Source organism: Myxococcus sp. AM011 (genome assembly GCF_013372595.1).
Classification (GTDB): Bacteria; Myxococcota; Myxococcia; order Myxococcales; family Myxococcaceae; genus Myxococcus; species Myxococcus eversor.
In genome coordinates this window covers 1-19695 of record NZ_JABXEM010000226.1, presented here as the reverse complement: position 1 = coordinate 19695, position 19695 = coordinate 1, and the positions used below count along the sequence as shown (strand labels likewise).

The window sequence follows — 19695 nt, the reverse complement described above, 5'->3', positions numbered from 1 at the left end:
ACCTCGGGGGCAAGCTGGGCGGCGGCGGGTGGGCCACACTGGCCCTGTTGATGTCGCCGATGAGCTGGGCGTTGGGCTCCGTGCTCGCGCGCCGCATGCCCATGCCCCAGGGGATGATGGCGCCCGCGGCGCAGATGCTGTGCGGGGGCGCGCTGATGCTGGCCTTCGGGTTCCTGCGCGGCGAGCAACTGACGGCCATGCCGGATGCGCGAGCGCTCGCGGCCTTCGCGTACCTGGTCACCTTCGGCTCGCTGGTGGGCTACACCGCGTATGGCTACCTGATGCGCCACACGAGCCCCTCCGTGGCCACCAGCTACGCGTACGTCAATCCGGTGGTGGCGGTGCTGCTGGGAGTTGTGTTCGCGGGCGAGTCGATGAGCGCCCAATCCTGGGTCGCCATGGCCGCGATTCTCGGCGCCGTCGTGCTGCTGACACGCAAGAAGCGCTGAAGCCCTTCACGAGGCCCCGCGCGGACGTACGACGAGGAACGCGCCCGGGGTTCGTCTCGGGCCTTCCGCTCGCGGACCCTGCGTGCTCGGGGGACCGCACCTCGCGTGTCAACCCGAGCGAGCAAGGGCACACGGTGCTTGACGCTGGTGCCCTTCCTCGCTGTTTAACGGGGGGATGGAATTCGTCCGCGCGCTCTGTCTCACATGGCTGCTGGTGGGTGGCCTGGCCGTCGCCGCCCCCATCGTCCAGGTGCCCGAGGGCGGTGCCGGCGTGCCCGTCGTCGCGAAGGGTGTCGTCTGCGGGCCGCTGCGCGCGGGCTGGACGCTGGCGACGGACGGCCGCACCCTGAAGCCCCCACAGCGGGTGGACCAGGACGACGCTCGCATCCAGGAACTGAAGGTCGCGGCCTCCGCGGCGCAGTGCGAGACGACCGAGGAGCGCGTCACCGTCATCGCCACCGGAGCCTTTCCCCGGGTGGACGCGGCGGGCACGAACTTCTTCCCGGACGAAGGCCGCGTGGAGCTGCGCGGCACGGGGCTGGACCACGTGGGCATCGCCTGGAGTGGGACGCCCCGGGGCGAGTCCCAGCCCCAGCTCATCGAAGGACAGGACCGGTGCCTGGCGCCCTCCACGGAGCGAGGGCCCGCGAGCTGCACGGTGCCCGTGGCGCGCGGGCTGCCCACGGACACCGCGCTCTACTGGACGCCGCCCCACGGACGACATGGGCCGGACGTCACGACGTACGACGCGGCGGGCAACGTGGTGGCTCCGGAGACCTTCCGCCTGCGTCCGGGCCGCGTGGTGCTGACGCAGCCGCTCATCCAGTCGGGAGGCGTGGATGTGTCGCGAGGCCCGGGCTCGGTGGCGTTGAGCCATTCGGAGGCGCTGGCGTCGGTGGACTGCGGGCCGGTGCGCTGCGAGGTGAACGAGGGCTCGGTGTCGCTGCGCAACGTGCCTGGGGTGGACGTGAGCGTGACGCTGCGCCTGCGCCTGGCGCCGCGCATCTACTTCGCGCGGGGAGAAGTGCTGGAGCAGGTGCTGCTGGAGACGTTGCCGGTGCTGGCGTGTCCGCTCACGGCCGTGGAGGGCACGGTGCTGCGCGACGCGGAGAACGCGGCGATGGTGGTGCGGCTGGACACCTCGTGTCAGCACGACCCGCGCAAGCTCTTGTGGTCGATGAACGACCAGCGGGCGCGCGTGGAGCGCGTGGTGAAGGGGCAGGACGGCGTCTATGTGCTGCTGCGCACGGGCGGCACGTCGGAGCAGCAGGTGACGGTCATCGCGCAGACCTCGCGGGTGGAGGGCTCCGTGGTGGCGTCGGACACGACGAAGACGCAGCCGTTGCCGGTGCCGCGCGCGTCGCTGGAGTTGCCGGACGAGGGAGCCATCGACTTCATCCCCATCAACCGGCCGGCGGAGCTGATTGTGGCCTCCAGCGGAGAGCAGGGACGTTTCGTTCCGCGTCCGGTGGCCGGGGCCTACAGCATCATCTCCAGGGACGGGACGACCTTTGTGCAGGGCGAGCCCACCGCGGGCGGCTTCGTGTCGCTGCGCTTCGGCTATCAGGTGTCCACGCTGCCGGGGGACCTGGCGACGACGGACCTGTTCGTCGTCAACGAGCGGGTGCAGCGCTCGGTGCGCGAGGCCAGCGTGCCCATCCGAATCGAGAGCGTGGTGGAGCTGGTGTGCGCGGACAAGGAGGGCAAGGACCTGGTGCTGGAGCCCAGCCGTCCGCACCGCATCGCCTATGAGATGCGCAACTCGTGTCGGGTCATCATCCACCGCGAGCGGTTGAAGCCCGAGCAGGGCACGCAGGAAATCGTGCTGCGCATCGACGTCACCAAGGCGGACGGCGCGGCGCGGGGGGAGAGCCGGGTGGAGCAGCGGATGCTGCTGCGGCCCCAGGGCGAGGCGCGGACGATTCCGGTGCCGGGCCTGCTGTCCCAGTTCGACCGGATTCTCGTGCAGGTGTCGTTGGTGGCGGACGAGTCGCGCTATGCGCTGAGCACGTCGGAGCGCTCGGGGCTGCCCTCGGCGCAGTGGACGGCCATCGTGAGTGGCGGGCACTTCCGGCTGTACACGACGGCGACGATTCCGGCGGGTCTCTACCGCGCGACGGAGCCCAGCGGGCAGCTCATCCTGAACTTCGGCGTGGTGACGCGCCTGGCGCTCCTGAACAGCGAGGGGCAGGAGCGGCTGGTGGGCATCGAGATGGGATTGATGGGGATGGGGTTGATTCCCCAGTCCGGCGACATCGAGTTCCCACCGACGCTGGCGGTGGTGATGGGGCTCAGCTTGCGCGTGCCCATTGGACCGGGAGCGGCGGTGGGAGCGCAGGCGTGGGTGGCGAGGGAGTTCCGGGACGACATCACCCGCCGCTCCGACGGCTCCGTCATTCCGTCCAGCCGCTGGTCCTTCATCTTCGGACCCAGCATCTCCGTGGGCAACGTGGGCTTCAACTTGTAACGCCGTTCACACCGAGAGAGGCTTCAACAGCCCTGCTCGGTCCAACCGCTCGCGCACCGTCTCGGCCAACGCCACATGCGCCGGGCTGCTGACCGTGAAGCGCTCGGGTGAGAGGATGATGAGGGTGCCCTTGTCCTCGACCGGCTCGATTCGCACGGGCGCGGGAAGGGGGGGCACCGAGCCTGGATGCCGAGCAAGGTAGAGGACCCAGCCTGGCCATATCTCGGCGGGGTCATTCCCTCTGAGCAGCTGGAGGTGAGCGGACGAAATCGCCACCGCGAAATCTGGCGCCCAAGCCAGCGCCAAACCTCTAACGAGGCGACGAAGCACGTCCGTGGTCAGCACCCGGTCCGCATTGGGCCCTCGGCTGGGCAGGTCGAGCACGCAAGCATTGCCCACTCGCGGAGAATACCCCCCGCACGTCACCTTGAAGGCACTGCCGTCGTAGTCGTCACTCGCACCGTTCCATGCGCTGAACCGGAATCCGAGTTCTTCGACAATGCGGTCCTTGCCTTTGCGAAGGAGCTTCTCCAACTCCGCGAGCGTTGGCTCGATGGGATGCTTCAGAGCGTCCTTGCGAGACTTACCTTGCCGATACCAGTGGATGAATGATGGGTCGACGCGCCCAAGAAGGCTGAAGAACGCTTCGAGCCGCCTGGCACACTCCTCCGGCGTCTCCTTGCGTGCTCCCCAATAAGCCCCAGCAAAGTACGACTCCGCCTCATCGTTGCCCTCAGTCATGAGTGACGCACCCATCTACAGAGGCGGAACATAGAGCACCTCTATCCCGAGAACCCTTTCTCGCTGAAACAGTACGCGGATGGCCTCGGCCGTTTTCTCTTCGGCTATGAACCATTTAATCGGCACACCAGATGGAGCCTTTGCCAACTGTCGCTGCGCCTGTTCGACGAGGGCCTTTGCTCCCGAATTCTCGAACCAGATTCTCGGTTTGAGGTTGTCGAGAAACTTGTTCGCATAACCCGGCCCCTTTGCTTCCTGCAGCGCACCCTTCTCGAAGCCGTCGAACTTCACGCCTCCGCTGTCCCTGCCTACGCCTCCGACCCAGTATGCCTCGTCGGCGGAATGGCCCGTGATTTGTTCCTGATAGCGCCGCGCACGGGGGACATGGATTCTTTGGCGGGTCCCCACTGTCCGGGTCCCTTCGACGGCGAAGACCCCTTCGTTCCCGTGCTCGCTCGCTGAAGGATGATGGCTGCTCCAGGCCCGCCACTCAGCACTGCCGCCGCACGTCCCACCGGCACCGTGACACGCCCCATGACGAGCGCGCCCTGACCGGACAGCGACAGCACCGGCACCTCGGCCGTGGCGAACGTCGCGCCTTGCAGAGTGCGGGTCGCGGCAGACGCCGTACCCCAGGTGGCGATGAGGTTCGTCACCAGCTTGGAGACGGCCTGTAACTGCTCGCCTCGCGTCATGTACCGGAAGCGCTCCATGTATTCGGGTGATGAGGCCAGGAGTGCCGCCACGGCAGCCGGCATCTGCTTCAACGCCGCCAGGTTGTCTGTCGGGGACGTGGAGAAGACCTGTCCCACCGCCATCGCCAACCCGACGAACGCCTCTTCGGCACCGTCCAGCGTGCGGCTCAAGTAGTCCGCATCGTCGTGGACGTCCGCGAAGGCGCCTCCCCCTGTCTCCTCCAGCAGCGCGTTCAGCTCTCGGAAGACACCGCCCTTGCCCGAGTAGAAGACGCCCAGTTCGAACTGGCCCGCACGGAAGGTCCCGTCCTTCCACTCCACGCGCCCCACGCGCTGCTGGGTCTGCCCGCTGCGCACCCACGCGAGGCAACCATCAGGGCGGAGCACCGCCAACTGAGTGAATCGACCCACACGTCGCACCAGCTCGGCGGGCGACACCTCGCCAGATTCCAGCACCTCGCGCAGCATGAACCCCACGGCGACACGGGCCGGGAACTGTCCGAGTGTCACGTCCCTGTCCATCAGCGCTTCCAACAGTCGCGCTGCGTGAGCAGGGGTGAGCGAGTCACCCGATGAGGCTCGTAGGTCGCGGTCCTCTACCCCCGCGCCTCGAAGCAACTCATCGAACGCATCACTCCGCGGTCCTGGGGAATGATGCGTCGCCTCACCGTATCGTGCGAAGCGCTGCTGGAACGTGCCCCTGCGAGTGACGGGCTCGACTCCAGAACAGCCCGCGACGAAGAGGGCGGCGCAAAGCAGCCAAAGGCCAGCATGCATCGCGCAAGCCTACAGCGCCACGCTGACAAGCCCGGCACCACCTGCGCCCCCCCGAACTTCAGCTCGCCGTGCGCGTCCCGTGCTCGTGGTGCACGACGCCGCCCGGGGACTCCGTCTCACGGGGCAGCCACACGTTGAACGTGGACCCCTGGCCCGGCACGCCCTGGGACTCCACCCAGATGCGACCGCCGTGCTGCTCGACGATGCCCTGGCTGATGGTGAGCCCCAACCCCAGGCCGCCGTACTTGCTGCCGTGCGCGCGTCCGAAGCGCTCGAAGATGAGCGCCTGCTTCTCCTTGGGAATCCCCACGCCGCTGTCCTTCACGGACAGGTGCACGCCTTCCGTCCCCTCGCGCACCAGCCGCACCAGCACCGCCCCACCCTCCGGTGAGTAGCGGATGGCGTTGGACAAGAGGTTCGTCAGCACCTGGTCCAACCGCCCCCGGTCCCACGTCCCCTCCAGGCGCTCCGGCGTCTCCACCTGGATTTCGTGCCCCTGCGACAACACCGCCATGCGGTCCCGCGTCTCCTGCACCAGCTGGCTCAAGTCGAACTTCTCCAGCTCCAACGACAGCCGCCCCGCCTGCAGCCGGCTGATGTCCAGCAGGTCCTCCACCAGCTTCGCCATCCGGTCGATTTGCCGGTTGATGATTTTCAGCGACTTGCCCGGCCCCGCCTCCGTCTCGCCCCCCAGCTTCAAGAGCGCCAGGTGCGCGTGCCCCTTGGCCGCCGCCAGCGGCGTCCGCAGCTCATGGCTCGCCGCCGCGAGGAACGCGTCCTTCGCCTCGCTCGCCAACCGCAGCGCCGTCTCCGCGCGCTGACGCTCGGTGATGTCGCGCGCCACGGAGATGAACCGCCCGGGGCCCTCCGCCGCCGCCACGAACTGGAGCACCACCTCCACCGGCACCTCGGTGCCATCCCGGCGCCGGTGCGTCGTGGAGTACGTCTGGCTGGGCAACGTCCCGCTCACCAGCGGCGCCAGCAGCTTGCGGAACCCCGCCTCGTCGAACGCGCTCTCCACCTCCAACACCGACAACCCCACCAGCTCGTCCGTGCTGCTCGCCAGTTGCTTGGCCGCACCCGCGTTGGCGTACGTGAGCGTCAGCGAGTCCGGCGAAAACATCAGGACGCAGTCCAGCGTCGCGTCCAACGTCATCTTGAAGCGCCCCAGCGCCTCCTCCGCCCGCCGCTTGTCGTCGATGTCCGTGGCCACCGCGATCCAGCCCTGCACGTGCCCGGACTCGTCCCGCTCCGGCACCGCGCGCGCCAGATGCCAGCGATACACGCCGTCGAAACGCCGCAGCCGGAACTCGCGCTCCACCCGCTGGCTGGAGCGGATGGCCGTCTCCCACGCCAGGCGCATCTCCTCCCGGTCCACCGGGTGCACGAACTCCAGGAACGTGGTCAACGACAGCGGCTGCTCCTCGTGGATGCCCGTGTAGTCGCGCCCCGCCCTGTTGGCATACGTGAACGAGCCGTCCGCCCGCGCCGCCCACATGACCTCCGGCAACGACTCCGTGAGCCGCCGGTAGCGCAGCTCACCCTGCCGCTCCACCGCCTCGCGCTCGCGCTGCCGCAACAGCGCCGCCTGCCGCTGGATTTGTTGTTCCTTGAGGAACAAATCCACGAAGACGCTGACCTTCGAGCGGAGGATTTCCGGGTCGAAGGGCTTGAGCAGGTAGTCCACCGCGCCGTGCGCGTAGCCCTTGAAGATGTGGGCCGCGTCGCGGCTGAGCGCGGTGAGGAAGATGATGGGAATGGTGCGCGTGCGCTCACGCTGCTTGATGAGCGTGGCCGTCTGGAAACCGTCCAGGCCCGGCATCTGCACGTCCATCAGGATGACGGCGAAGTCGCGCTGCAAGAGGAACTTCAGCGCCTCCTCGCCGCTGGTCGCTTTGACAAGCTCCTGCCCCAACGGCTCGAGGATGGCCTCCAGCGCCAGCAGGTTGGACGGGTGGTCGTCCACCATCAAGATGCTCGCCCGGGGACGGCTTCCGCCGTCCTGGGGGCGTTCGGAGATGTGTTCGCTAGGCATCATTGAAATAGGAGCAAGGTATGCCCCACCGTTCACTGGCGGGACAGGCTAGGCGCGACCTCCGCTGTCCCCAAGCCTGGCGGTAACGAGTCGTGCGCTAGCCATCATTCGACCTCTCAAGCCGACACCCAGAGACGGATGAGCTCCAGGAGCTTGTCCGTATCCACCGGCTTTGGCAGGTAATCACTGGCCCCCGCGGCCATGCACTTCTCCCGGTCATCCTTCAGGGCCTTCGCGGTGACGGCGATGATGGGCAGGCTGGCGTACTTCACGTCCTTGCGGATGGCCCGCATGGTCTCGTACCCGTCCATCTCCGGCATCATCACGTCCATCAGGACGATATCCACGTCGCGGTGCTGCTCCAGCGTCTCGATGGCCGCCCGCCCGTTCTCCGCGAAGACCACCTGCAGGCCGTGGTTCTCCAGCACGCTGGTGAGGGCGAAGATGTTGCGCATGTCGTCGTCGACGACGAGCACCTTCTTTCCCGTCAGCTCCGTCTCCTGCTCGCTGCGCTGCGCCAGGGCCGCCCGCGCGCGCGCCGGCAGGTTCTGGTCCAGCCGGTGCAAGAACAGCGCGGTGTCGCTGAGCAACTGTTCGGGACTCTTCGTTCCGCTCTTGAGGATGACGCTGCCGGTGTAGCGGCGCAGGCGCGCGTCGTCCTTCGGCGTCAGCTCCTTGCCCGTGTAGATGACGATGGGCAAATCCCTGAAGCGCTGCTGCGTCTTCACCTCCTCCACCAGCTTGATGCCGTCCATGTCCGGCAGGAGCAGGTCGATGACGAGGCAGTCGTACTCACCCTCCTCCAGCTTCTGGAGGACCTCCTGGCCCGTGGCCACCGCCGTGACGACGACGTCGCCGCCCTCGGCGAGCAGGCTGACCAGGCTGTTGCGCTGGACGTCGTCGTCCTCCACCAGCAGCAGGCGGCGCTCCTTGCGCTCCAGGAACTTCGCCAGTTGGTTGAACACCCGCTCCAGGCCCTCCTTGCTGACGGGCTTGGTGAGGTAGCCGAACGCGCCCTGGGCGTTGCCCAGGTGCTTGTCCATGACACTGATGATGTGCACCGGGATGTGGCGCGTGCGCGGGTTGCGCTTGAGCCTGTCGAGCACGCTCCAGCCGTCCACCACGGGCAACTGGATGTCGAGCGTCACCGCGTGCGGCTGGAACTCGTTGGCCATGGACAGGCCGGTGTCACCGCGCGTGGCGACCAGGGCCTTGAAGCCCTTCTCCCGCGCCAGCTGCACCATGATGCGGGCGAACTTCAGGTCGTCCTCGATGATGAGCAGGACGCGGTCACCCTCGCGGATGTGGTCCCGGTCGTCCTCCACCGCCAGCGGCGGCAAGAGCGAGTCCACCTGGGGAGGCGGCAGCGCCGCGTCCAGCACATGGGCGCTCTCCGCGGCCGTCAGCGGCGCCGGCGCGGGGGGCGGGGTCAACGGAAGCAGGGCCTCCGGTGACAGCGGGGACACGCGAGTCAGGGGCTCGAGCGGCGCCGGCATCACCGGCATGCCGTCGTCCTCCGGGCCCACGTACTCGGGCGGCAGGTACAGCGTGAAGGTGCTGCCCTTGCGCGGCTCGCTCTGGACGTGGATTTCGCCGCCCAGCAGCTTGGCGATTTCGCGGCTGATGGACAGGCCCAGGCCGGTGCCGCCGTACTTGCGCGCGGTGGAGCCGTCCGCCTGCTGGAACGCCTCGAAGATGAGGCGCTGCTTGTCCTTGGCGATGCCGATGCCCGTGTCCGTCACCACGAAGGCGAGCACGAAGCGCGAGCGCTTGAGCACCTCGTGGTCCAGGCGCGTGCCCGGCTCGGCCAGCTTCACCGTCATCTTCACGTTGCCTTCGTCGGTGAACTTGAAGGCGTTGGAGAGCAGGTTCTTGAGCACCTGCTGCAGCCGCTGCGGGTCGGTGCGGATGTGGCGGGGGGCGCCCTGCGCCACCTCCACGGTGAAGGCCAGGTTCTTCTGGTCCGCGACGGGGCGGAAGCTCCGGTCGATGAACTGGTTGAGCTCCGACAGGACGATGTCCCTGGGCTCCACCTGCATCTTCCCGGCCTCCACCTTGGACAGGTCGAGGATTTCGTTGATGAGGCTGAGCAAATCACCACCGGAGGCGTAGATGGTGTTCGCGTACTCCACCTGCTTGGTGCTGAGGTTGCCGTCCTTGTTGTCCGACAGCAGCTTGGCCAGGATGAGCAGGCTGTTGAGCGGCGTGCGCAGCTCGTGGCTCATGTTGGCCAGGAACTCGCTCTTGTACTTGGAGATGACGGTGAGCTGCTCGGCCTTCTCCTCCAGGCTGACGCGGGCGCGCTCGACCTCGTTGTTCTTCTCCTCGACGCGGCGGTTCTGCTCCTCGAGCAGCTTCGCCTTGTCCTCCAGCTCGCTGTTGCTGCGCTTGAGCGCGTCCTGCTGCTGCGTCAACTCGCGCGACTGGCTCTGAAGCTCCTGAGTCAGGCCCTGCGACTGCTGCAGGAGCTGCTCGGTGCGCATGTTCGCCATGATCATGTTCAGGACCACGCCGATGCTCTCGGTGAGCTGGTCCAGGAAGATTTGATGGATGGCGCTGAAGGTGTGGAACGAGGCCAGCTCGATGACGGCCTTCACCTCACCCTCGAACAGCACGGGCAGGACGATGATGTTGAGGGGGGCGGACTCGCCCAGGCCGGAGGAGATGGTGATGTAGTCCGGCGGCACGTGGGTGAGCAGAATCGTCTTCCGCTCCAGGGCCGTCTGCCCGACGAGTCCCTCGCCCAGCCGGAACCGGTTGGCGATGTGCTTGCGCTCCCGGTACGCGTAGGTGCTCGTCAGCTTGAGCACCGGCGTGCCGGAGTCGGTGTCCATCAGGAAGAAGGCGCCGTGGTGGGCGGAGACCAGCGGCGTCAGCTCGCTCATGATGAGGCGGCTGACGGCGTCCAGGCTCTTCTGGCCCTGCATCATGCCGCTGAACTTCGCCAGGTTCGTCTTGAGCCAGTCCTGCTCCTGGTTCTTCTGCGTGGTCTCACGCAGGTTGACGATCATCTGGTTGATGTTGTCCTTCAGCGCGGCGACCTCGCCCTCGGCGACGACGGTGATGCTCCGGGTGAGGTCACCCTTCGTCACCGCGGTGGCCACGTCGGAGATGGCGCGCAGCTGGCTCGTCAGCGTGCCGGCGAGCTGGTTCACGTTGTCGGTGAGCTGCCGCCACGTGCCGCGCGCACCGGGCACGCGGGCCTGACCGCCCAGCTTTCCTTCGATACCGACTTCGCGGGCCACCGTGGACACCTGCTCGGCGAACGTGCCCAGCGTGTCCGTCATGTTGTTGATGGTGTCCGCGAGCGCGGCGACCTCGCCCTTCGCGTCGACGATGAGCTTCTGGGTGAGGTCTCCGTTGGCGACCGCCGTCACCACGCGAACGATTCCGCGCACCTGGGTGGTGAGGTTGGAGGCCATGAAGTTCACGTTGTCCGTGAGGTCCTTCCACGTGCCGGCCACACCGGGCACGCGGGCCTGTCCACCCAGCTTCCCCTCGACACCGACTTCGCGGGCCACCGTGGACACCTGCTCGGCGAACGTGCCCAGCGTGTCCGTCATGTTGTTGATGGTCTCCGCGAGCGCGGCCACTTCGCCCTTCGCGTCCACCACCAGCTTCTGCTTGAGGTCGCCGTTGGCGACGGCCGTCACGACCTTGACGATGCCGCGCACCTGAGTCGTCAGGTTGCGGGCCATGAAGTTCACGTTGTCCGTCAGGTCCTTCCAGACGCCGGACACCCCGCGCACCTCCGCCTGTCCACCCAGCTTGCCTTCCGTGCCGACCTCGCGAGCGACGCGCGTCACCTCCGAGGCGAACGAGTTGAGCTGGTCCACCATGATGTTGATGGTGTCCTTCAGCTCCAGAATCTCGCCCTTCGCGTCCACGGTGATTTTCTTGGAGAGGTCACCGTTGGCGACCGCCGTCGTCACCAGCGCGATGTTTCGCACCTGCGCGGTAAGGTTGGAGGCCATGCTGTTCACGTTGTCGGTGAGGTCCTTCCACGTGCCGGCGACGCCGGGCACCGCGGCTTGCCCCCCCAGCTTGCCGTCCGTTCCCACTTCCTTGGCGACGCGAGTCACTTCGGCGGCGAACGCGCGGAGCTGGTCCACCATCGTGTTGATGGTGCTCTTGAGCTCCAGGATTTCGCCCCGCGCCTCGACGGAGATTTTCTGCGACAGGTCGCCGTTCGCGACGGCCGTCGTGACCTTGGCGATGTTTCGCACCTGGTCCGTCAGGTTGCCGGCGAGGACGTTCACGTTGTCGGTGAGCTCCTTCCAGACGCCCGCGACCCCGGGCACCGCGGCCTGACCGCCCAGCTTGCCCTCGGTGCCGACCTCCTTGGCGACGCGAGTCACTTCCGACGCGAAGCCTCGGAGCTGGTCCACCATCGTGTTGATGGTGTTCTTGAGCTCCAGCACCTCGCCCTTCACGGAGACGGTGATTTTCTGCGACAAGTCGCCATTCGCGACGGCCGTCGTCACCTTGGCGATGTTTCGCACCTGGTCCGTCAGGTTGCCGGCGAGGACATTCACATTGTCGGTGAGGTCCTTCCAGACGCCGGACACGCCCTTCACGTCGGCCTGACCACCCAGTTTGCCCTCGGTGCCGACTTCCTTGGCGACGCGAGTCACTTCGGCGGCGAACGCGCGGAGCTGGTCCACCATCGTGTTGATGGTGCTCTTGAGCTCCAGCACCTCGCCCTTGGCGTCGACGGTGATTTTCTTCGACAGGTCGCCATTCGCGACGGCCGTCGTCACCTCGGCGATGTTTCGCACCTGGGCCGTGAGGTTGTTGGCCAGCAGGTTCACGTTGTTGGTGAGGTCCTTCCACGTGCCCGCGACGCCCGGCACCTCCGCCTGCGCGCCCAGCTTGCCTTCCACGCCCACCGTGCGGGCGACGTCCGTCACCTGCTGGGCGAAGATGGACAGCGTCTGCGTCATCGCGTTGATGGTCTCCGCGAGGGCGGCGATTTCGCCCTTCGCGTCCATGATGAGCTTCTGGGTGAGGTCTCCGTTGGCGACCGCCGTCACCACGCGGACGATGCCGCGCACCTGGCTGGTGAGGTTGGAGGCCATGAAGTTCACGTTGTCCGTGAGGTCCTTCCAGACGCCGGACACCCCGCGCACTTCGGCTTGCCCTCCCAGCTTCCCCTCGGTGCCGACTTCCTTGGCGACGCGAGTCACTTCCGATGCGAAGCCTCGGAGCTGGTCCACCATCGTGTTGATGGTGCTCTTGAGCTCCAGCACCTCGCCCTTGGCGTCGACCGTAATCTTCTTGGACAGGTCACCATTCGCGACGGCCGTGGTGACTTCGGCGATGTTGCGGACCTGGTCGGTGAGGTTGTTCGCGAGCAGGTTCACGTTGTTGGTGAGGTCCTTCCACGTGCCCGCGACGCCCGGCACCACGGCCTGGGCGCCCAGCTTGCCTTCCACGCCCACCGTGCGAGCGACGTCCGTCACCTGCTGCGCGAAGATGGACAGCGTCTGAGTCATCGCGTTGATGGTGTCGGCCAGCTCGGCGACCTCGCCCTTGGCCTCCATCTTCAGCCGCTGCGTCAAATCTCCGTTGGCGACCGCCGTCACCACCTTGGCGATGCCTCGCACCTGGGTGGTGAGGTTGACGGCCATCACGTTCACGTTGTCCGTGAGGTCCTTCCACGTACCGGAGACGCCCTTCACCTCGGCCTGGCCACCCAGCTTGCCGTGCGTGCCGACCTCGCGCGCGACGCGCGTCACCTCCGACGCGAACGAGTTGAGCTGGTCCACCATCGTGTTGATGGTGTTCTTCAGCTCCAGAATCTCGCCGCGAGCGTCGACGGTGATTTTCTTCGACAGGTCACCATTCGCCACCGACGTCGTCACCAGGGCGATGTTGCGCACCTGGGTGGTGAGGTTGGAGGCCATGCTGTTGACGTTGTCGGTGAGGTCCTTCCACACGCCGGCGACGCCCTTCACGTCGGCCTGACCGCCCAGCTTGCCGTCGGTGCCCACCTCGCGCGCGACGCGCGTCACTTCGGAGGCGAAGGCGCGGAGCTGGTCCACCATCGTGTTGATGGTGTCCTTCAGCTCCATCACCTCGCCCTTCACGTCCACCGTGATTTTCTTGGACAGGTCGCCCTTGGCGACGGCCGTCGTCACGTCGGCGATGTTTCGCACCTGGGCCGTGAGGTTGTTGGCCATCAGGTTGACGTTGTCGGTGAGGTCCTTCCACGTGCCGGCGGCGCCGGGCACCTGGGCCTGGGCGCCCAGCTTGCCCTCGACACCCACCGTGCGCGCCACGCTCGTCACCTGCTGGGCGAAGACGTTGAGCGTGTCCGTCATGTTGTTGAGCGTCGCGCCCAGCGCGGCGATTTCGCCCTGTGACGGCACCATCAGCTTCTGGGTGAGGTCGCCGTTGGCGACGGCCGTCACCACCTTCACGATGCCGCGCACCTGGGTGGTCAGGTTGGACGCCATGAAGTTCACGTTGTCGGTGAGGTCCTTCCACGTGCCGGAGACTCCGGGCACCGCGGCCTGACCGCCCAGCTTTCCTTCCGTACCCACTTCACGCGCGACGCGCGTCACTTCGGAGGCGAAGCCGTTGAGCTGGTCCACCATGGTGTTGATGGTGCTCTTGAGTTCGAGCACCTCGCCGCGCGCATCCACCGTGATTTTCTTGGACAGGTCGCCGTTGGCGACGGCGGTGGACACCTCGGCGATGTTTCGCACCTGGGCCGTGAGGTTGTTGGCCATCAGGTTCACGTTGTCCGTGAGGTCCTTCCAGACGCCGGACACGCCCTTCACCTCGGCCTGACCGCCCAGCTTGCCGTCGCTGCCGACCTCGCGCGCGACGCGCGTCACCTCGGCGGCGAACGAGTTGAGCTGATCCAACATCGCGTTCACGGTGGTTCCGATGCGCAGGAACTCGCCCTTCACCGGCTGGCCGTCGATTTCGAGGGCCATCTTCTGCGTCAGGTCGCCTTCGGCCACGGCCACCAGCACGCGCGCGACTTCCGTCGTCGGCTGCACCAGGTCGCCGATGAGCGCGTTGATGGAGTTCATCCCCGTCGCCCAGTCGCCGCGCACGTCGCCCAGCGAGACGCGCTCGCCCATGCGGCCCTCGCGGCCGACGACGCGAGACACGCGCACCATCTCGTGAGTCATGGAGGAGTTGAGCGTCACCACCGCGTTGAAGACGCGGGAGATGTCATCCATCACCGGCAGGCTGGAGAAGTCCGGCAGGCGCACGGAGAAGTCTCCGCCCTGCACCGCTCGCAGCGCGGCCAGCAGCGTCTGCATCGGGTCATCGCCTCGGATGCGCCCGCCGCCGCCGGGGGTCCTGGCGCCGCCCCCCCGGCCGCGCGAGGCCTCGGCTGCCTGCCTGCTCGCGGTGTCACCAGGGCGCGCTTCGCTCGCTCGGGTACGCGGGGTTTCCACGCGATTGGCGGCGAGGCTTTCGCCGGAGCGCTGCGGGCTGGAAGCCGCTTCGCTTCGAGGCTTGCGCGTCGAGGCGCGCTTCTTGCCGTTGGCGGAGCTGGAAACCTTGGTGTCGTCCACGAGGAGAACCCTTCTGATCGGGATGAACGCCGTGAGCTGTGTTTCACGACGGACGGGCCGGGGCTCGAATCTCCTGTGAGTTCGCGGGCTTGTCGATTCAAAGCCCACCCCGGCGGGGCAATTTGTCGGCTACTGGACTTCACGGAATGACATTCCGGACGCCCCGTGTGGAAACCACGGGACCCGGAGCCTTTGTGCAACATGTCAGGGCGGCGGCGCCGTGCAGGGAAAACCGTCACAGCCCTGCACATAGAGCGGCCGACCGGAGAGTCGGCGAGCAGGGGCCAGACTCCGATACTCCGGCGCCTTCTCCTGAACGCCCGTGCGGACGTCGACCGTGAAGGACGGCGCCCCGGACGGTGCACAGCCGATCAGCAATCGGTCGGGTGCGTCCAGCCACCACACGGTCTCCACCGCGCAGGGGGAGGCCAGTTCGATGGGGGTGAGGGTGCGAGCGTCGAAGACCCGGAGCACGCCCTCGGAGAGCACGGCGGCCAGGATGCCGCCCGCGCCTACGGAGAGCCGGCTTGCGCTTCCAGAGACGAGCGTCTGCGCGAGCACCGTGCCGCCGGGGGACACGGAGACGAGCTGTCCGGAGTCATCCAGCGCCAGCATGCCGTGGGAGTGGCCGGCGAGGGCCACGGGCGCGAAGTCGCCCATGGGGCGAAGGGTCGCGCCGTCCTCGCGCAGCAGGCGGCCTCCAACGGAGAGCCACAGTCGGTTGTCCCCGTCGAAGGCGAGCGCGAGGGTGCCGGTGAGGTCCCTGCGGCTGACGGAGTCACCGGGGCCGCAGACGGCGACGGAGTGGGGGCCGTAGACGGCGGCTCGCGAGGCATCCGGGGAGACGGCCCAGCCCAGCCGGCCTTCCGGGTGGGCCTGGGAGAGACAGTGGTTGAGGGCGCCGAAGTTCGGGTCCGTCGTCGGAGAGGACACGAGGTACGGCAGGCTGGTGCTGGCGACGTAGAGCAGGAGGCCCAGCGAGACGGCGGTGGCGAGGGTGAGGGGCCAGGGCCGGAGGCTGCGCGCGCGGGTGTTCCTGGCGGACGCGCGTGCGCCCTTCCTCCCCGTGGTCACCGCGCTCTCGCGTCCACTCAAGGTGAGTCCTCGTGACAGTGCTGCCCCGGCCCTCGTCCTCACACGCATAGCGCCTGGCCCGCTTCCGAGCCACCCACCCCGAGGGTGTTCGCAGCACAGCATGGATTGAGAGCGTGTGGCCACGGGTTGGCCTGGAGGCTGCACTGCGCCGGGGCCCATGCGATGGAAGCATGGCTTGCGATGGGGGATGTGGCTGCTGGGGCTCATGCTTGTCGCGCCCCTGGCCGCATTGGAGGGGCTCTACCGCCACACCCTCTCGCGGGTACCCACCCTTCCCTCCAAGTCCGAACGACTGTCCCTTCCCGAGGAGCGCCTCCGGCTCCGCTGGTGGATGAGCCTGGAGCAACCCCAAGTGACTTACGTCCAGCCCGTGTGGTCCTGGACCGCGGCTGTCTATTTCCTGAAGGTGTTCATGAACACCTCGGATCATCGAGACGACTCACCCATGGGCCTCTCGCTCGCGGACCAGGTGGCGCGCCAGTGGAGCTCCGAGATGGAGCAGCAGGGCGCTCCCCATCTTCGTGGACCGGAGCGCCTGGCGCTGACGGTATGGCTCACGCGCCACTGGAGCGCGGAAGACCTGGTGATGCACGAACTCCAGCACCGCTCACTCTTCCAGCAGTACGACAGCGTCTTCGACGCGGCCAGGAGCGTCTTCGGTAAAGAGTGGGCGGAACTCGACCTCGCGAGCATCGCGCTGCTCAAGGCGTTCATCAACGCGCCCTCGCGTTGCAACCCCTGGTGCGCCCCGGAGCGCAACCTTCGGAAAAGGAACTCGCTCCTGCGTGCGGCTCACGCGAACACAGACATCACCGTGGGGGAGTTGGAGGAAGCCCTCCGGGCCCGGCCTCTCCTCGCGCCACGCCCCAAGCAGTGGGCCTCCTGCGAAAACTCTCGATTGGGCGACACCTGGGATTCCGGTGCCGCACCTTGACGCGGTCGCGCCTTCAATCGACGGACACCGTCCAACCAACTCCCTCCCTGCTCGCAGGTACGCAGTACGAACAAGCAGCACGGATGAGAAACGCGAGCATGCGAGCTTCCGCGAGGCTCGCTTGTCGCCAGGGCCCTCAGCCTCAACCTTGAGCACGAGGAAAGGACCCCACCATGCGACGAGCGCTCTTCTCAGCGGCACTGACGTTCAGCTTCTTGATGACTCCCGTTGCCCTCGCGCAGACAGCGGGCAGTGGTTCGAGCGGTGGGACGTCCGCCCAAGGGACGGCCCCGCTGCCCGAGAATCAGCAAGGCAGAGGTGTCTCGGGCGATGCCGACATGCGGCCCCCGGGCACGTATGAGGCAGGGGACTACTCGCCCGTCCCACAGGGCGACACGGGCGCCGAAGACAATCTCGGGACGCCGAACACGGATTACTCGGGCACCGGCGGCTCCGGCGCCGATCCACGCTACACCCCACCCGCGGCCGGAACCTCGTTCGTGCCCGACAGCTCGGACATCAGCGGCACACCGGGCACCGGCGGCTCTGGCTCAAACGACACGAGCACGACGCAGACTCCCGCCACGGACAACAGCTCCGACGTCAGCGGCACTCAGGGCACCGGTGGCTCCGGCAACACGAACAACACTCCCACCCAGAACCAGGGCTCGGGCAGCAACGTCCCCAGCGGCAGGGCGCCCTCCACGCCGCAGGGCACCGAACCCACCGACTCGGCAGGTGACGCGCATGGTGGCAGCGCGGAGGCCGCCTCCTCGGGAAAGGACCTGAGTCCTCGGCAACTGACTCGTGAAGTCGCGATGCTTCGCTCCGATGTCCTGCGACTCCAGCGACAGGTCAACGCCTTGCGCGGCGGACATCCGGATCAGCAAGCAGAGGGCACGGGCGGCTCAGGCCAGGCTGCCTCGGGCCAGAGCGCATCCTCGGCGCCCGCAAGGGACACGGGGGCGAACCCCGAGAAGACCGTGGTCGCCACCGTCGTCATGAGCGGGCAGGTGGCCTCGACCTCCAAGGGACGCGTCGTGGTCCGAGACTCGGAGACCGGTGACCTCTACAACCTGCGCGTGGGACAGAACACCCAGGTGGTCCGCGACGGCCAGCGCATCTCCCTCGACAGCCTGCCCCAGGGCACCGCCGTCCAGGCCGCGTTCAGCCTCATCGCCGACGGCAGCACCGATGCGACCCGAATCCAGGTCGCTCCGAGCCCGAGCCCACGCCCCAGTCCGCGCCCGCGCTGAGCCGTCACTGCTCTCGCGCGAACCGCTCGATGCGCTCCATCGCCAGCTCCATCTTGTGGCGCGCGGAGCTGTTCGCCGAGTGCACCCGGACTCGAGGAGGAACGAAGCCTCGCGTGGCCACCGCCTCCTCGAGCCACAGCAGCACGTCGTAGCCCGTGCCGTGCTCATCGTCCCCGAGGTCATGGTCGAGGCTGAGCTCGACGACCTGCCCACCTTCGAGCAACGCGATGGCCTCCTCCGGCCACCGCACCGCCACCCAACCCTCGGGCGTGGGGCGCTCGTCGTCCAGATAGACCTTCATCGACGTGCCCGCTCCACCGTGGACCTCAGCGCTCCTCGTCCTTCGCCTTGCTCTCCGTGAGCTTTCGCATCTTCGCGGCGAAGGGGCTCTCCCCTTCCACGCGATTGGGCCCGCCCGCCAGGCGATGACGCCGGGTCATCGCCAGTGGACCTTCCGCTGGACCCTCGAGCGCTTCCTTCTCGTAGCGGTCCTGCCCTCCGAGCGCGCGCCCCACGGGACGGGCAGAGGCAACGCGACGATTGGTATCCACGGGCATGACGGGACCTCCAGCGGTGGCGACGCTCCCGTTCTACCCCACCCGCGCGCTGCTCGCAGCCCCCCACGTCTCCTCCGGGGCCTCCAGCGCCGCGCCCACGTGCCGCAGCACCTTCGCCACCACCTCCACGTCGAGCGCCCGCGCATCCCACGTGCACGTCAGCGTCATCATCCGTCCTGGCACCAGCTCGCCCGCCTCCACCACCGGCACGGCCCGCACCGCACCCGGCGCGAGAATCAACGGCACCCGCGTGTACGGCACCGTCGCCACGAAGCCTCGCTCCAACCCGAGCGAGCCCAGGCTCGTCACCACCACCGAACCGAACGGGTCCCTGGGCATCCCCAGCCAGCGCAGGTCGATGTTCAAGGTGAACCAGACGAAGGACAGGAGCCGCAGCGCCAGCCCCATGAACATCCCGGGGATGCGATACGAACGCCGCTTGCCCCGCTCGATGACCGCGTCCTTGCGCGAGCGCACCTGGGCCACGACGGCCTCCATCGCCCGAGCGAACTCGCCCAGCGACAACGTGTCCGCGCGAGGCACCGTGGCCGTCGTCAGGTCCACCCGGCCTGATTCCTCGGGCTGCACCACGAGCACGCACACGCCCACGTCCACGCGCAGCGCGGGCACGCCCCAGCGCAGGAGCACGTTGGCCTCGGGATGCAGGCGCAGCGCATCCGCGGAGGCCTTGGCCACCAGGTGCGTCACCGTGAGCCGCTGTCCGGTGCGAGCCCGCCACGCCTCCAGGAACGCGACGGCCTTCTCCATGCGCACTTCCAGGGACGCATAGGCGCTCGCGTCACTCGGCGAGCGCCAGGCCCCCATGGCGAGCTTGCGGAAGGCACCCGGCGGAGGTGCCGGCTTCAGGTCGAGTTCCACGGCGGGTGTCGGGCTTCGCACGGAGCCCGGTCGCCTGCAACCCTGCGCCGCGCACCCCACCCTGTTAGACAGGGGGTCACCGCTGGAAGCCCCCTCTCACCGAGGCACCCGACATGACGCCCCTTGCCCTGGCCCTGTCCCTCGCCCTCCTCGTCGGTGGACTGATTCTCTTCGAGTACCTGGCGCGCGAGGACCTGGGCCTCGACCTGCTCTTCTTCGAACGGACAGTGCTCAGGATGGCGCCGGACCTGCCAGGCCGTCCGTCTCCCCTG

At 67.7% G+C, this 19695-nt stretch carries 13 protein-coding genes; 4 read left to right on the top strand and 9 right to left on the bottom strand.

The features are described 5' to 3' along the window. Both HUW62_RS35285 and HUW62_RS35280 read left to right on the top strand, forming a co-directional pair. Positions 1-449, top strand: a 449-nt coding sequence (locus tag HUW62_RS35285; RefSeq protein WP_176436922.1) for an EamA family transporter, incomplete at its 5' end; no start/stop codon positions are given. A gap of 175 nt (positions 450-624) precedes the next feature. Then, positions 625-2916: a hypothetical protein gene (locus tag HUW62_RS35280; protein ID WP_176436921.1), complete on the top strand. Its 2292-nt coding sequence runs from the start codon at positions 625-627 to the stop codon at positions 2914-2916. A gap of 6 nt (positions 2917-2922) precedes the next feature. Here the strand turns inward: HUW62_RS35280 and HUW62_RS35275 are convergent, their stop codons facing one another. The 6 genes from HUW62_RS35275 to HUW62_RS35255 form a co-directional block, all read right to left on the bottom strand. Continuing rightward, the gene (locus HUW62_RS35275; protein ID WP_163864132.1) at positions 2923-3657 is read right to left on the bottom strand and encodes an immunity 52 family protein; all 735 of its coding nucleotides are present in this window, start codon (positions 3655-3657) and stop codon (positions 2923-2925) included. Positions 3658-3672: 15 nt separating this feature from the next. Then, positions 3673-4065 (bottom strand): Tox-REase-5 domain-containing protein, encoded by a 393-nt coding sequence (locus HUW62_RS50160; protein ID WP_368670556.1) that lies wholly within the window; start codon positions 4063-4065, stop codon positions 3673-3675. Beyond that, entirely contained in the window at positions 3966-4862 is an 897-nt protein-coding gene (locus HUW62_RS50155; protein ID WP_368670555.1) for a hypothetical protein, read from the bottom strand. Before HUW62_RS50155 ends, HUW62_RS50160 begins: the two co-directional genes overlap by 100 nt. A gap of 325 nt (positions 4863-5187) precedes the next feature. Continuing rightward, on the bottom strand, positions 5188-7167 hold the full coding sequence (locus tag HUW62_RS35265) for a PAS domain S-box protein (RefSeq protein WP_163864134.1): 1980 nt from the start codon (positions 7165-7167) through the stop codon (positions 5188-5190). Between the two features lie 113 nt (positions 7168-7280). Further along, positions 7281-14702 carry a HAMP domain-containing protein gene (locus HUW62_RS35260; protein ID WP_176436920.1) on the bottom strand — a complete coding sequence of 2474 codons (7422 nt, stop codon included), beginning with the start codon at positions 14700-14702 and terminating at the stop codon, positions 7281-7283. 204 nt (positions 14703-14906) lie between these two features. Beyond that, on the bottom strand, positions 14907-15797 hold the full coding sequence (locus tag HUW62_RS35255; RefSeq protein WP_176436919.1) for a hypothetical protein: 891 nt from the start codon (positions 15795-15797) through the stop codon (positions 14907-14909). A gap of 175 nt (positions 15798-15972) precedes the next feature. Here HUW62_RS35255 and HUW62_RS35250 point away from each other — a divergent pair, with 175 nt between their 5' ends. Both HUW62_RS35250 and HUW62_RS49185 read left to right on the top strand, forming a co-directional pair. Then, the gene (locus HUW62_RS35250; RefSeq protein ID WP_176436918.1) at positions 15973-16731 is read left to right on the top strand and encodes a transglycosylase domain-containing protein; all 759 of its coding nucleotides are present in this window, start codon (positions 15973-15975) and stop codon (positions 16729-16731) included. 173 nt (positions 16732-16904) lie between these two features. Next, complete coding sequence (locus HUW62_RS49185) at positions 16905-17987, top strand: hypothetical protein (protein ID WP_240356211.1); 1083 nt, start codon at positions 16905-16907, stop codon at positions 17985-17987. Positions 17988-17991: 4 nt separating this feature from the next. Here the strand turns inward: HUW62_RS49185 and HUW62_RS35240 are convergent, their stop codons facing one another. The 3 genes from HUW62_RS35240 to HUW62_RS35230 are packed head-to-tail and all read right to left on the bottom strand — an operon-like array spanning position 17992 to position 19444. After that, positions 17992-18288 carry a cyclic-phosphate processing receiver domain-containing protein gene (locus tag HUW62_RS35240; RefSeq protein WP_176436917.1) on the bottom strand — a complete coding sequence of 99 codons (297 nt, stop codon included), beginning with the start codon at positions 18286-18288 and terminating at the stop codon, positions 17992-17994. A gap of 25 nt (positions 18289-18313) precedes the next feature. Further along, on the bottom strand, positions 18314-18544 hold the full coding sequence (locus HUW62_RS35235; RefSeq protein ID WP_176436916.1) for a hypothetical protein: 231 nt from the start codon (positions 18542-18544) through the stop codon (positions 18314-18316). Positions 18545-18577: 33 nt separating this feature from the next. After that, the gene (locus HUW62_RS35230) at positions 18578-19444 is read right to left on the bottom strand and encodes a 2-oxo acid dehydrogenase subunit E2 (RefSeq protein ID WP_368670554.1); all 867 of its coding nucleotides are present in this window, start codon (positions 19442-19444) and stop codon (positions 18578-18580) included. Positions 19445-19695: the final 251 nt, after the last annotated feature.